The sequence below is a fragment of the Xenophilus sp. Marseille-Q4582 genome (assembly GCF_916700565.1).
GTDB lineage: Bacteria > Pseudomonadota > Gammaproteobacteria > Burkholderiales > Burkholderiaceae_C > Xenophilus.
This window is the reverse complement of sequence record NZ_CAKAKO010000003.1, coordinates 335,096-348,005: the sequence shown is the minus strand read 5'-3', so window position 1 is coordinate 348,005 and position 12,910 is coordinate 335,096. Positions and strand designations below refer to the sequence as shown.

Here is a 12,910-nt window from a genome sequence, read left to right as displayed (position 1 = left end):
CAGCGACTTCGAGCTCGACGAGCGGCAGCTGATCGGGGCGTTCGGCGCTTCGAACGATGGTCTCAAGGCGGCCTGAAGTCATGCGTGCGTCCACACCAAAGGCCGTGTCGGAGCCGAAGACGCCGGGGACGGGCCCGGCGTTTCGGCTGCCGTTTGACAACAGCTTCTTCCGGGACATGCAGGGGTTCTATGTGCCTTGGAAGCCCGAGCCGTCCCCGGCCCCGGCCTGGGTGCAGTTCAACGACGCCCTGGCGCTGGAGCTGGGGCTGGAGCCGGCGACGCTGAAGTCTGCGACCGGTCTGGCGTGGCTGTCCGGCGTGGAAATGCCGGCTGAGGCGGCGCCGCTGGCGCAGGCCTACGCGGGACACCAGTTCGGCCAGTTCTCGCCACACTTGGGGGATGGCCGCGCCTTGCTGCTCGGGGAACTCATCGACACGGCAGGACAGCGTCGGGACCTGGCCCTCAAGGGGTCGGGCCGTACGCCGTTTTCGCGCCGTGGCGATGGCAAGGCGGCACTGGGCCCGGCGCTGCGCGAGTACCTCATGGGCGAGGCCATGCACGCGTTGGGCATTCCCACGACGCGTGCGCTGGCGGTGATCCGGACCGGTGAGCGGGTGAACCGCGAGGGCTCGCCCCCCGGGGCGATCTTGGTGCGCGTGGCGGCCAGCCACTTGCGGGTGGGCACTTTTGAGTTCTTCGCGGCGCGGGAGGAGGAGGTGATGCTTCGGCGGCTGCTTGACTATGCCGTGGCGCGGCATGACCCCGCCCTCGCCAAGCTTTCCGACAAGCCCACTCCGATGCTGGAGGCCGTCTGTGAGCGGCAGGCGCAGCTGATTGCACGCTGGATGGGCGTGGGCTTCATCCACGGGGTGATGAACACCGACAACATGAGCATTTCGGGCGAGACCATCGACTATGGTCCGTGTGCGTTCATGGAGGGTTTCGATCCGGCCACGGTGTTCAGCTCGATCGACCGTCAGGGGCGATATGCCTACGGCCAGCAGCCGGCCATGGCGCAATGGAACCTGGCCCGTCTGGCCGAAGCGTTGCTGCCGGTTCTGGACGCCCGCGATATCGACGTCGTGGAACGGGTGGAACAGGTGGTGGCCGGGTTTGCCGTGCGCTTTGACCGGCATTGGACCGGGCAGCTGCGCGCCAAGCTGGGCTTGGCCGCTGAAGAGCCGGACGACCGCGCCCTGGCGGACGACTTCCTGCAGCTGCTGCAGCGGGAAAAGGTGGACTTCACGCTGGCGTTCCGCCTCCTGTCCGACGCCATCACGGGGCCGGATGCCGCACTGCACGACCTGTTCGGACGGGAGCGCCCGGCGCTCTCGGACTGGCTGGCGCGCTGGCGCCAGCGCATGGCCCGGGAGGGAAGGACCTTGCAGGACTGCGCCGCAACGGCGTGGTCGGTCAATCCCTTCGTGATCCCGCGCAATCACCAGGTGGAGGCGGCGCTGTCGAGTGCCGTGGACGAGGCCGACCTCGGTCCGTTCGAGCGCCTGCTGGCGGTGCTGGGGCGGCCGTACGAGACGGTGGAGTCCGCGCGGCCATTCACGCTGCCGGCCTCGCCCGAAGTGGCCGCAGCCCACCGCACCTTCTGCGGCACCTGATTGGGGTACCCAACGATTTCTGAAAGGAGACTTCGCATGACCACAACGAAACAGGAACCCGGTGTCCTTGGCGAAGCGGCCGCTCCCCTGGGTGTGACCCGGTGGGTGGACGCGTCGGGCCAGGCGCTGGAACACTTCGACCTGGACCGCATGCCCGGCCGGTTCAAGCTCATCTTCTGTTTTCAGGACGCCTGCCCGGGGTGCCATGCGACCGGCTTTCCGGCGCTTGCCCGGGTGGTCGACGCGTTTCGGGGGAGCGACTTCGTCGGGTTCGCCGCAGTCCAGACCGTGTTCGAGGACTTCGGTTCGAACACCTGGGAGCGCATGCTGGCCAATCACTCCCGCTACGCGCTGGGCATTCCCTTCGGGCACGACGCCGGTGACGAACAGGACGGCGCGGGTTCGGAGCTGATGCGCCGCTACCGCAACGGCGGCACACCCTGGTTCATCCTGATCGATCCCGATGGCAGAGTGGTCTACAACCATTTCCGAATCGACGCCGACAAGCTCGTCACCTTTCTCAAGCGGCTGGAAAACGAACCGGCGGCACCGGAGCCTGGGCCCGACATGTTGACTTGGAAAGGAGTGATTCAACTGGTGGAAACGGGCAACCCGACGCCACCGCGCCGAGTTGAGCGCAGCGAAGCCGAGTGGGCCCAACAGCTGACGCCCGAGCAGTTCCGAATCACGCGGCTCAAGGGCACCGAACGGGCGCACAGCTCCTCGATGTGTACGCTGTTTTCGCCCGGGATCTACCGGTGCGTGTGCTGCGGCACTGAACTATTCGATGCGTCGACCAAATATGACAGCCGCAGCGGCTGGCCCAGCTTCACGCAGGCCATTGCCCCGGGTCTGGTGGGCTATCACGGAGACAACAGCCACGGCATGGTGCGGGTGGAGACGACGTGCAACGTCTGCGACGCCCACCTGGGTCACGTGTTTCCCGACGGACCCAAGCCCAGCGGTCTGCGCTACTGCATCAACGCCCTGGCACTGGAGAAAGCATGAGCAGCGAAAAGGTAGGCTTCGCTGGCAGCAGCCAGGGTCTGCTGGTGGGTGTCTTGGAACGCCCGGACCATGCACCGTTACAAGCCCTGGCGGTGTTTGCCCACTGCTTTACCTGCGGAAAGAACTCTCTCGCCGCGACCCGCATCAGCCGGGCGCTGGCTCAGCAGGGCATCGCCACGCTGCGCTTTGATTTCACCGGTCTGGGCGAGAGCGAAGGCGACTTCGGGCGCGGTGGCTTTTCGTCCAGCGTGGCGGACATTGTGGCGGCGGTGCACTGGATGCAGAGCACGATCGGCATGCCTGCACTGTTGGTCGGACACAGCCTGGGGGGGACGGCGGCCATCGCGGCGGCTGCCCGCCTCGACGGCATACGGGCGGTTTGCACGCTGGGCGCACCCGCGACGGCCGACCATGTGCTTCGTCACTTCGGTCCGACCAAGTCCGAAGAGGATGGGCAGATCCAGGTCGACCTGGGCGGCCGGGCGTTCAGGATCGCGCCGGCCTTCATTGAAGAGCTCCAGGCCCAAGCCCACGAGAACCCGGTCAAGGGGCTTCGCGCGGCCTTGCTGGTTATGCACGCGCCAAGTGACGCGGTGGTGGACATCGGCGAGGCACAGGACCTGTTCAAGGCGGCCAGACATCCTAAGAGTTTCATCAGCCTGGACGATGCGGACCATCTGCTCACGCGCCCGGCCGATGCGCAGTATGCGGCTGACCTGATTGGCGCCTGGGCCTCGCGGTTTCTGCCGATGCGAGCCGAGCGAAACGATGCGCCGTCGGACCTTCGTGCGGGCGAGGTGTGGGTGGGGGAGCACGATCACGCCTTCTGGCGATCGATGCGAGCAGGTCCGCACCACCTCGACGCCGATGAGCCCAAGGAAGTGGGTGGTGGCGAACGCGGGCCCGATCCTTATGAACTTCTGCTGATGTCGCTGGGCGCCTGCACGTCCATGACATTGCGCCAGTACGCCAAGCGAAAAGGCTATGCGCTCAAGGATGTCCAGGTCAGGTTGCGTCATGAGCGCGCGCACGCGACCGATTGCCAGGAGTGCGGGGATCGCTCGGGACAGGTTGACCACGTCACGCGGCAGCTCCTGCTGAGCGGACCGTTGAGTGAAAGCCAGCGACAGGACCTGTTGCGCATCGCCGATCGTTGCCCCGTGCATCGAACGCTGGAGAACCATCCGGTGATCACCACCACACTGATTCGGGACTGATCCCAACCACACACAAACGAAGGAGACGGAGCATGAGAGCCATCTGGAAAGGCACCACCATCGCTGAGAGCGATGACATCGTGGAAGTTGAAGGCAACGCCTATTTCCCACACGACGCGTTGCGCCCGGAACATTTCAAACCAAGCGATACGCACACCACCTGTCCATGGAAGGGGCGGGCCAGCTACTACGACGTCGTGGTCGGCGAAGACGTGAACGCTGACGCGGCGTGGTACTACCCGTCGCCCAAGGCTGGTGCGGAGGCGGTGACCGGCAGGGTGGCGTTCTGGCGCGGTGTCGAGGTGCGGCCATGAGCGGGGAACAGAGGTTCGACGCGATCGTGATCGGAGCCGGTCAGGCCGGTCCCTTTCTGGGCGCGACACTCGTTGCCCGGGGTATGAAGGTGGCGCTCATCGAGGAGCGTGACCTGGGTGGTACCTGTGTCAATCGGGGCTGCACCCCAACCAAGACCCTACGCAAGTCGGCTCGTGTGGCTCACATGGCGCGCCGGGCCAGCGAATTCGGTGTGCAAACCGGGTCGGTCCAGGTCAACTTCAGGGCAGCGATGGAGCGCATGCAACGCCGGGTGGAGGAGGCTCGCTCTGGCCTGCAGGCCTGGCTGGGCCAGTTGGAAGGACTCACCATCATCAAGGCGCGCGGTCGCCTGGCGGGCCGTGAAGGCCAACAGTTCGTGGTGCTGGCCGGCGAGCATCAGCTGGTGGCGCCCAAGGTGGTGCTGAACACCGGCACACGTCCCTTTGTTCCGCCGGTGCCTGGGCTGGACGAGCTGCCGTTCCTGGACAACGAACGGCTGTTGGCGCTGCGTGAATTACCGTCCAGGCTGGTGATCATCGGCGGTGGATACATCAGCCTGGAGATGGCTCAGATCTTTCGGCGGCTGGGAAGTGAGGTTGCCATTCTGGAAACAGGGCCCCGCCTCACGGCCCGCGAGGACGAGGACATTGCAGCCGCTGTGACCGGAATGCTGACAGCGGAAGGCATCGAAGTGAACACCGGCGTGCGCATTGAGCGGGTCGGCAAGGCGGACAACGACGCTGGCGTGCGGGTGCAGTTGGCTGGTGGCCGCAGCGTGGATGGCAGCCACCTGCTGGTGGCCACCGGGCGAATACCGAACACCGACTGTCTGGGCCTGGAAACGGTGGGCCTGGAGGTCAGTGCGCGAGGCTACCTGGTCACCAACGACCGGCTCGAAACCGCGGTTCCCGGCATCTGGGCGCTGGGTGACATCAATCAGCGCGGGGCCTTTACCCACACCAGCTACCACGATCAGGACATCGTGGCGGAGAACCTGGCCGGAGGGCAACGCAGCGCCGCCGCGCGCGTCGGCATTTATGCCATGTTTACCGATCCTCCGCTGGCCCACGTCGGTCTTTATGAGGCCGACGCGCGAAAACTCGTGACCGAAGGGCGACGCATTTCCCAGGCGGTTCACGCCATGAAGGACGTCAGTCGCGCGAAGGAAGAAGGCGAAACCGTGGGCAAGATCAAGCTCCTCATCGATGAGGACAGTGGTCATTTCCTCGGAGCGACCATGCTCGGGATCCAGTCGGACGAGATCATTCAGGCGATCGGTCTGGTGATGGCCAGTGGCGGCACCTGGAAGTTGGTCCGGGATGCATTGCCCGTTCACCCGACGGTCACCGAGTTCCTGCCCACCATCATTGATCGACGCAAGCCCTTGACCGCAAGTCCTGGGTGAGCCGGAGGACCCACACCATGCCCATCAACCGCTCATTCAGCGGCCGCAATCGCGATGTCCACAACCACGGCGGTCGACTTCCGCCAGGACAGTCCCTGACGGAAGGTTTTCCCGTGCTGACTGCGGGCCCCACCCCAAAAGCCTTGGCGCTTGGCGATTGGCGCTTGACCTTGAAGGTCGGTGTGCGGCCGGTTCGCGTTTGGACCTGGAGCGAATTCCAGGCCCTGCCCCAGACCGAGCAGGTGGTCGATATCCATTGCGTTACCACCTGGTCGAAATTCGACACCCGCTGGCGCGGTGTGAAGTTGGACACCTTGTTGCAGGCGGCCGGACTGGAAGCGCCCACGCCTTGGGTGTTGGCGCATTCCCAGGACGGCTACTCCACCAACGTGCCGTTGGCCGATCTGACACAAGGGCGCGCAATGATCGCAACGCACTACGACGACCGACCGCTCGCGCCCGAGCACGGGGGACCGGCACGCCTGTTGGTGCCGCATCTCTATTTCTGGAAGTCGGCCAAGTGGGTCAATGCGCTTCAGTTCAACGAGCGCGACGAGGCCGGGTTCTGGGAACTGCGGGGCTATCACATGCGAGGCGACCCTTTCAAGGAAGAGCGCTATGGATGAGGCTGTTGGTCAACAACGGCTGAGCTGGCAGACCGCACGCATCGAAGCGTTGCAAGCACTGACTCCACGCGTCATGCAGGTAGTGCTGCGTCCCGACATTTGGGTTCGCCCGAGGCCGGGCCAGCATTTGGATGTCCGACTGACAGCGGAAGACGGCTATCAGGCACAACGGAGCTATTCACTCCTCTCACCTCCTCAACGTACCGGGCTCTATGAGCTTGGCATTGAGCGTTTGGACGATGGCGAAGTATCCACCTGGTTTCACGACAAGGCCCAGCACGGCGAAACGATTGAAGTCCTCGGACCGGTTGGAGGTCATTTTGTGCTTGACGAGTCGAACACACGACCAGCCTTGCTGATTGGGGGAGGATCTGGCGTCGTTCCCCTTTTGTCCATGGCAGCGCAACGCGTGGGTGCATACAGCCAAGCGCATACAACGCTGTTGGTTGCCGCACGCCATCTTGACGAAGTGTTGCTCTGGCCCACCCTGCAGCGATGGGAAGCGTTTACGCCGCGGTTTCGCAGCCGACTGGCACTCTCGCGGGATACCTGTGCCCCGCGCGCACAGGACCACGTTGGCCGCATTGATGGAGCCGATGTTGCTTGGGCATTGCAGCAATTGGGTGATGTGGCGACCGAATCTGCGCAGGTTTTCATCTGCGGGCGTAATGACTTTGTCGAGTCCATCGTTCATATGGTCACCGGGCTGAATGTGCCCGAGGCCTCCATCCGCACCGAGCGCTTCGGAAGTTGACTCTCTTTTTTCTCATCTGCCGTGACACCTGAAGACATCCGCCTAACCCGATACGTCTCTGTCCGTTCGCGCAGCGAACGTCTGTGTGCCCCTCTGAGTGCCGAGGACCATGTTCCCCAACCGGTTTCCGACGTCAGTCCGCCGAAGTGGCACTTGGCCCACACCACGTGGTTCTTCGAGACTTTTGTCCTCGCGAAACAACAGCCGGACTATCGGCTGTTCCATCCTCTGTATGGCTACCTGTTCAACAGCTACTACGAATCGGAGGGCGCTCACCTGGCACGCCCGCAACGAGGGAGCTTGAGTCGCCCGACGGTGGCTGAGGTGATGGCGTACCGCGCGCATGTGGACGAGTCCATGCGCCGTCTGCTGAAGGAACCACTGGAGCCCGCGGTCGCGGCTTTGGTAGAGCTGGGCATGCAGCATGAACAACAGCATCAGGAGTTGCTGATCACAGACATCAAGTACATCCTGGGCCACAACCCATTGCATCCGGCGTATGACCCTCTGGGCATCGGTCCCCAAGATGTGACGGCCGAACATGATGGCACCTGCCCACCCCTGGACGATTGGCTTAGCGTCGAAGGGCAGACGATTCGCATCGGCCACCAGGGGCCAGGGTTCGCCTTCGACAACGAGTCGCCATCGCATTTGGCGCTCATTCAAGGGGTAGACATCCGTGTGGCGCTAGTCACCAATGATGAATACCTTCAGTTCATGCGCGACGGAGGATATCAGCGCCATTCGCTCTGGCATGCGGAAGGCTGGGACTGGGTGCAAACGCTCGAACACCGTGCGCCGATGTACTGGCAGCCCGACCCTAACCAGCCTGACGGATGGGGTCATTACACGCTCCAGGGGGTGATGCCGCTGACCAGTCAGGCACCGGTCACGCACGTCAGTTACTACGAGGCACACGCTTTCTGCGATTGGGCGGGGTGGAGATTGCCCACCGAATTCGAGTGGGAAGCAGCGGCAAGCCGGTTCGGCTGGGGGCGTCGATGGGAATGGACGCGGAGCGCCTATCAGCCCTATCCCGGTTTTGCCCGCAGCGAGGGCGCAGTAGGGGAGTACAACGGGAAGTTCATGGTGAACCAGCAGGTCTTGCGCGGAGCGTCCTGGGCCACATCACCGGGCCACGCCCGTTTGACATACCGGAACTTCTTTCACGCTCCATTGCGTTGGCAGTTCACGGGCATCCGTCCTGTTCGCTCGCGGGACTCGGCATGACTGATCGGGACAGACTGACAGAGCATGTTCTGCAAGGGTTGACACGACCACAGAAGGCGCTCTCATCCGCTTGGTTCTACGACGATGAGGGCTCGCGCCTGTTTCAGCAGATCATGGCGCTGCCCGAGTACTACCTCACACGCCTTGAGCACGAGCTGCTGCGCTCACGCGCGGATGAGCTTTCCCGGTGGATAGATCCTCGGTGCAGCCCGATCGATCTGATTGAACTGGGCAGCGGCGACGGGGCCAAAACGCTGTCGCTGTGCCAGGCACTGGCGCAACGTGAAGTGGATTGCATCTACAGGCCTATGGATGTGTCCGCACACGCCCTAGCGGATCTGAGCCGCCGCTTTGACACGTACCTCCCCCGCATGGCCATCGAACCGGTGCTGGGAGACTATTTCGAGCATTGGCCGCAGATTGCCGAAGGGCGACGCCAGGTTGCAATGTTGCTGGGCAGCAATCTGGGCAACCTGGACGAACACGGTGCCGTCAAGCTGCTGCAGCGGGTGCATTCGCATTTGCGCCCGGGTGACCTTGTGCTGCTTGGTCTGGATCTGGTCAAGGACCCGGCCATGTTGCGCGCAGCTTACGATGACTCCCAGGGCGTGACTGCTGCGTTCAATCTGAACCTGCTGACGCGGCTAAATCGCGAATTGGGCATGGACTTCGATCTGACGAAGTTTCGACATTACGCCAGCTACTGTCCGTTGGAACACGTGGCCAGAAGCTTTCTGGTGAGCCAGGTTGACCAGGTGGTCCACAGCAAAACCCTTGACCGAGGGTTCGTGTTCCATGCGGGGGAGACCATCTATACAGAGCAATCCCAGAAATACTCCATGGCTTCGATCGAACACCTCGCACGCCGAAGCGGGTTTGACAACACCTGCACCCTGACCGACGCCCGAGGCTGGTACGCCATCACCGTCTGGCACCGCCTACCGTTCACCCCATCGCAACAAACGTCGATCTGACATAGGAGCCCTAATGAGCAACAAGACCCATCTGCGCCAGACCATGCTGGACCTTGCCGAAGGGCGCCTGCGGTTTGCTGAACAGACCTATGCGCAATACCTGGTCGGTGCGGCGGGCCGCGGAGATGAACCCAGTGAAAGCGATGCGGCGTCGCGGGCCGTCAACAATGCCGCTCTGGCGCAGGCGTTCGAATGCCCCATTCACGATCATCAGGAGGCCCTGGAAGTCTTGCGTCAGATCGATTTCGGTCCCCGGGATTCGGTGGAGACAGGCGCCGTGGTTCGCATCGACGGGCGTTGGTTCGTGATTGCGGTTGCTAGCGATGCCTTCCAGTGCGACGGCAACACCTACATGGGAATTTCCACCCAGGCGCCCATCTACGCAGCGATCGCAGATGCCCGAGCCGGTGATGTTGTCAGCTTCCGGCAACGCGAACTGCACATCGAGGAAGTCTTGTGATGCACCTCATTCGAGTCTGAACGATGGGCAGCACGCTGCGCGACCTGGTCCGGCGCTTTCATGGCACAGGTCGACTTGATGCCATCGTTCTGCGCCCGGATCGCCTCAAGGACGCGGTGTCCGTGCATGAAGCCAGGGCCGAACCGGGTCTCGGGCTGATTGGCGATCACCGCTCCCTGCGGCTTCGGCAGTCGGATGCGCAACGCCATCGCGAGCTGAGTCTGATCCAGGCTGAGCACCTCAGCTTGCTCGGGGTCTGGACGGGGCAAGCTCCAGTTGCCCCGGAGCGTTTGCGGCGCAACCTCGTGATCTCGGGGATCAACATCGCCGCAATGCATTCACCTTTCCGGGAAGAAAGCTTTGTCTGGCGAATTGGCGGATCGGTCCGCATTGAAATCACGGGGCCATGTCCTCCTTGTTCACGCATGGAGGACGAGCTCGGTGAAGGCGGTTACGCCGCGCTGCGTGGTCACGGGGGCGCCACGGCACGGATCGTTGAAGGTGGCGTGCTACGGGTTGGAGATACCGTTAACCTTGAGGTTGAATCCACCGTGGGTTGATAGCCATGATCGAAGCAGAGCGTACGCCTGGGTTTCTCCATCTTCTCCAGATGACCGGTGGTGAACCGCCCCGGTTTTCGCGGAGGCTCCCTCGTTTGAGAAGATGGAGCCATCATGAGGAAGTCAGTGAAGTTTTCGCCGGAGGTTCGCGAGCGTGCGGTGCGCATGGTGTTCGAGCACCGAGAGGAGCACGAATCGCAATGGGCGGCGGTTGTATCGATCGCCGGCAAGATCGGCAGCACGCCGCAGACGCTGCTGAACTGGGTGCGTCAGCACGAGCGTGACACGGGTCAACGCGAAGGCGTGACCACGGCCGAGGCCAAGCGCGTCAAGGAACTGGAGCGCGAAGTGCGCGAGCTTCGCCGCGCCAACGAGATCCTCAAGCTGGCCAGCGCGTTTTTCGCCCAGGCGGAGCTCGACCGCCGGCTGAAGTGATGTACGCCTTCGTGGACCGGCACCGCCAGCGGCATGGGGTCGAGCCGATCTGCAGGCTGCTGCAGATCGCCCCATCGGCCTACCGGCGGCACGCTGCCCGGCAGCGCGATGCGGCCTTGCTCAGCGGCCGAGCCCAGCGAGACCAGGAACTGATGGCCCACATCGAACGGGTGTGGCAGGCCAACCTGCGGGTCTACGGCGCTGACAAGGTCTGGCGGCAACTGCAACGCGAAGGCCACACGGTGGCGCGCTGCACCGTCGAGCGCCTGATGCGCCGCATGGGGCTGCGTGGGGTCGTGCGCGGCAAAGTGGTGCGCACAACGATCGGCGATGCGCGAGCGCCATGCCCGCAGGACCTGGTCAACCGGCAGTTCAGCGCGCAGCGCCCGAACCAGCTGTGGGTGAGCGACTTCACGTACGTGTCCACCTGGCAGGGCTGGCTGTACGTGGCCTTCGTGATCGACGTGTTCTCGCGGCGCATCGTGGGCTGGCGGGTGAGCACGAGCATGAGCACGGACTTCGTGCTCGACGCGCTGGAGCAGGCCCTGTACGCCCGTCAGCCCGGCCAGGAGGGCTCGCTCGTGTGTCACAGCGACCGCGGGTCGCAATACGTCAGCATTCGCTACACCGAGCGGTTGACCGAGGCCGGCATCGAGCCCTCGGTGGGCAGCAAGGGTGACTCCTACGACAACGCTCTGGCCGAGACGATCAACGGGTTGTACAAGGCCGAGTTGATCCATCGCCGGGCGCCCTGGAAGACCCGGGAGGCTGTCGAGCTGGCGACCTTGGAGTGGGTGTCCTGGTTCAACAACCATCGGCTGATGGCCCCGCTGGGCTACGTGCCGCCCGCCGAGTTCGAGACCACCTACTATCGCAATCTTGAGCGGCAGGCCAGCTCGGCCTGACTCAAGCCAACCAGCCTCCGCGAAAACCGGGGCGGTTCAGCCTCTGCCTCAACAGCAATGGCGTAGGTGACTTGAAGTTGTGCTGGGTCCAGGCTTCGCTTGGCGCCTCTTCAGCAGCAAGGTCTTTCAACAGCATCATGAAGCCCGCAATGCCCGCAAACAGGGACGCAAAGGCAAACGGCACGTCTACCGCCTCAGGGTTGTTCGGTAACTGGAGCTTGCCCGTCGCGCACAGTGCCGGCATCGCAGACCGAAGTGGCTGGCCGACGAAGTCCGCCGGAGAGACCCCCCATTTACAGGCCAGTTGGGCCGCCTCGTCTTGGGTCATTCCCCGACCACTGTCCAGCAGCACACGGATGATGTCTGGGCGCAAGCCTGCCGGTCGTCACTGACGAAATCCAGCGGCTGAAGACCATCCGGTTTCTGACCGAGTGTGCGGGCGACACAGCGACGAACACCATCACCAAGATGGGCAATGACATTGCCGACACCGTGATTACGCCTCGGCTGCGCGACAGATTTCAGGAAGAGATTGTCCGGCTTGCGGCCTCGAAGGTTCGCGTCGAAATCGTGCGCTCCGGCGGCAAGTACGGCTCACCGCAGTATCAGGTGCGCCTCTTCGCCAAGCCGGATGCCAAGGTCCACGAAATCCTGAGCGAAGGGGAAAAGACCTGCGTGGCGCTGGCCGCCTTCATGACCGAGCTTGCCACCGCGATGCACCGCTCTGCTCTGGTCTTCGATGACCCGGTGTCCTCATTGGACCATCGCTGGCGCGGGCAGGTGGCCAAGCGTCTCGTGGAAGAAGCGGAGAACCGCCAGGTCATCGTCTTCACGCATGATCTGGTGTTCGTGAACGATCTGAATGACCACGCGACGAAGACCGGGCAGGCCGTGCGGCTCACGACGCTCAGTCGTGGCGCCGCAGGAGCCGGTATGGTGGCCGACGGCCTGCCCTGGAAGGCCCAGAGCGTCGAAGATCGCATCGACAAGCTGGAGAAGGCGGCGCGTGCGGCAAAGCTGCTGCATGACAACAACCAGGAAGACGAGTACGCGGTCGAGGTGGCAAAGCTCTACAACTCGCTGCGCGCCACATGGGAGCGCGGCCTGGAGGACATCGCTTTCGTCCGCGTTATTCAACGCCACAGGGACTACATCAACGCCAAGGACCTGAAGAAGGTCAGTGCGCTCAACGAGGCTGACTGCGATGCTTTCGCCGCCGGATTCAAGAAGTGCTGCGACATTGTTGACGCACACGATCCGTCCAGCGGTAGGAATGCCGCGCCGCCACCACCTACTGATCTCTTTCAGGACATCCAGGCTTTGAAGGACTGGGCCGCGTCTCTGCGAGACAGGCAGAAGAAGATTGCTTGAAACGTGTTTGTTCGCGCCAATGCTGACGTTCTTGACG

Annotated in this window: 14 protein-coding genes and 1 other annotated feature; of the genes, 13 read left to right on the top strand and 1 reads right to left on the bottom strand. The window is 63.4% G+C overall.

Translation table 11 applies throughout. The features are described 5' to 3' along the window. Nucleotides 1–80 precede the first annotated feature (80 nt). The 12 genes from LG388_RS12140 to LG388_RS12085 all read left to right on the top strand — a co-directional run bounded on the left by LG388_RS12140 (nt 81) and on the right by LG388_RS12085 (nt 11,502). Nucleotides 81–1,613, top strand: coding sequence for a YdiU family protein (locus LG388_RS12140; protein WP_225783027.1), 1,533 nt, complete (start codon nt 81–83; stop codon nt 1,611–1,613). A 567-nt stretch (nt 1,614–2,180) separates the two neighbouring features. Then, the gene (gene msrB / locus LG388_RS12135; protein WP_034054008.1) at nt 2,181–2,621 is read left to right on the top strand and encodes a peptide-methionine (R)-S-oxide reductase MsrB; all 441 of its coding nucleotides are present in this window, start codon (nt 2,181–2,183) and stop codon (nt 2,619–2,621) included. Then, entirely contained in the window at nt 2,618–3,838 is a 1,221-nt protein-coding gene (locus tag LG388_RS12130) for a bifunctional alpha/beta hydrolase/OsmC family protein (protein WP_008647313.1), read from the top strand. The genes msrB and LG388_RS12130 overlap by 4 nt, the downstream gene beginning before the upstream one ends. Nucleotides 3,839–3,870: 32 nt before the next feature. Beyond that, nucleotides 3,871–4,152, top strand: coding sequence for a DUF427 domain-containing protein (locus tag LG388_RS12125; RefSeq protein ID WP_034053981.1), 282 nt, complete (start codon nt 3,871–3,873; stop codon nt 4,150–4,152). After that, a complete protein-coding gene (locus LG388_RS12120) occupies nt 4,149–5,558 on the top strand; it encodes a mercuric reductase (RefSeq protein WP_225783026.1) in 1,410 nt (469 codons plus the stop codon). Before LG388_RS12125 ends, LG388_RS12120 begins: the two co-directional genes overlap by 4 nt. Nucleotides 5,559–5,575: 17 nt before the next feature. Beyond that, nucleotides 5,576–6,184, top strand: coding sequence for a sulfite oxidase-like oxidoreductase (locus LG388_RS12115; protein ID WP_225783025.1), 609 nt, complete (start codon nt 5,576–5,578; stop codon nt 6,182–6,184). Beyond that, complete coding sequence (locus LG388_RS12110) at nt 6,177–6,938, top strand: FAD-binding oxidoreductase (protein ID WP_225783024.1); 762 nt, start codon at nt 6,177–6,179, stop codon at nt 6,936–6,938. Before LG388_RS12115 ends, LG388_RS12110 begins: the two co-directional genes overlap by 8 nt. A gap of 21 nt (nt 6,939–6,959) precedes the next feature. After that, on the top strand, nt 6,960–8,168 hold the full coding sequence (egtB, locus tag LG388_RS12105; RefSeq protein ID WP_199445272.1) for an ergothioneine biosynthesis protein EgtB: 1,209 nt from the start codon (nt 6,960–6,962) through the stop codon (nt 8,166–8,168). After that, the gene (egtD, locus tag LG388_RS12100) at nt 8,165–9,142 is read left to right on the top strand and encodes an L-histidine N(alpha)-methyltransferase (RefSeq protein ID WP_225783023.1); all 978 of its coding nucleotides are present in this window, start codon (nt 8,165–8,167) and stop codon (nt 9,140–9,142) included. The genes egtB and egtD overlap by 4 nt, the downstream gene beginning before the upstream one ends. 13 nt (nt 9,143–9,155) lie before the next feature. Continuing rightward, nucleotides 9,156–9,602 (top strand): hypothetical protein, encoded by a 447-nt coding sequence (locus tag LG388_RS12095; RefSeq protein ID WP_008647292.1) that lies wholly within the window; start codon nt 9,156–9,158, stop codon nt 9,600–9,602. A gap of 23 nt (nt 9,603–9,625) precedes the next feature. Continuing rightward, the gene (locus LG388_RS12090; protein WP_054257786.1) at nt 9,626–10,162 is read left to right on the top strand and encodes an MOSC domain-containing protein; all 537 of its coding nucleotides are present in this window, start codon (nt 9,626–9,628) and stop codon (nt 10,160–10,162) included. Nucleotides 10,163–10,276: 114 nt separating this feature from the next. Then, a protein-coding gene (locus LG388_RS12085; protein ID WP_225783022.1) for an IS3 family transposase occupies nt 10,277–11,502 on the top strand; the annotation gives its coding sequence in 2 pieces (ribosomal slippage) (nt 10,277–10,565 and nt 10,565–11,502; 1,227 coding nt in all). Beyond that, nucleotides 10,555–10,671, top strand: a sequence feature (AL1L pseudoknot). (Overlaps the previous gene by 117 nt.) A gap of 1 nt (nt 11,503) precedes the next feature. Here the strand turns inward: LG388_RS12085 and LG388_RS12080 are convergent. Beyond that, nucleotides 11,504–11,830, bottom strand: coding sequence for a hypothetical protein (locus LG388_RS12080; RefSeq protein WP_225783021.1), 327 nt, complete (start codon nt 11,828–11,830; stop codon nt 11,504–11,506). Nucleotides 11,831–11,970: 140 nt separating this feature from the next. Here LG388_RS12080 and LG388_RS12075 point away from each other — a divergent pair, with 140 nt between their 5' ends. Beyond that, the gene (locus LG388_RS12075) at nt 11,971–12,873 is read left to right on the top strand and encodes an AAA family ATPase (RefSeq protein ID WP_225783020.1); all 903 of its coding nucleotides are present in this window, start codon (nt 11,971–11,973) and stop codon (nt 12,871–12,873) included. Nucleotides 12,874–12,910 lie beyond the last annotated feature (37 nt).

Bases quoted from the DNA above. Each gene is read 5' to 3' on its own strand.
- LG388_RS12125 (WP_034053981.1), top strand. From the start codon at position 3,871: ATGAGAGCCATCTGGAAAGGCACCACCATCGCTGAGAGCGATGACATC.
- LG388_RS12090 (WP_054257786.1), top strand. From the start codon at position 9,626: ATGGGCAGCACGCTGCGCGACCTGGTCCGGCGCTTTCATGGCACAGGT.
- LG388_RS12140 (WP_225783027.1), top strand. From the start codon at position 81: ATGCGTGCGTCCACACCAAAGGCCGTGTCGGAGCCGAAGACGCCGGGG.
- msrB (WP_034054008.1), top strand. From the start codon at position 2,181: ATGTTGACTTGGAAAGGAGTGATTCAACTGGTGGAAACGGGCAACCCG.
- LG388_RS12080 (WP_225783021.1), bottom strand. From the start codon at position 11,830: ATGACCCAAGACGAGGCGGCCCAACTGGCCTGTAAATGGGGGGTCTCT.
- LG388_RS12130 (WP_008647313.1), top strand. From the start codon at position 2,618: ATGAGCAGCGAAAAGGTAGGCTTCGCTGGCAGCAGCCAGGGTCTGCTG.
- LG388_RS12075 (WP_225783020.1), top strand. From the start codon at position 11,971: ATGGGCAATGACATTGCCGACACCGTGATTACGCCTCGGCTGCGCGAC.
- LG388_RS12110 (WP_225783024.1), top strand. From the start codon at position 6,177: ATGGATGAGGCTGTTGGTCAACAACGGCTGAGCTGGCAGACCGCACGC.
- LG388_RS12115 (WP_225783025.1), top strand. From the start codon at position 5,576: ATGCCCATCAACCGCTCATTCAGCGGCCGCAATCGCGATGTCCACAAC.
- LG388_RS12120 (WP_225783026.1), top strand. From the start codon at position 4,149: ATGAGCGGGGAACAGAGGTTCGACGCGATCGTGATCGGAGCCGGTCAG.
- LG388_RS12095 (WP_008647292.1), top strand. From the start codon at position 9,156: ATGAGCAACAAGACCCATCTGCGCCAGACCATGCTGGACCTTGCCGAA.
- egtD (WP_225783023.1), top strand. From the start codon at position 8,165: ATGACTGATCGGGACAGACTGACAGAGCATGTTCTGCAAGGGTTGACA.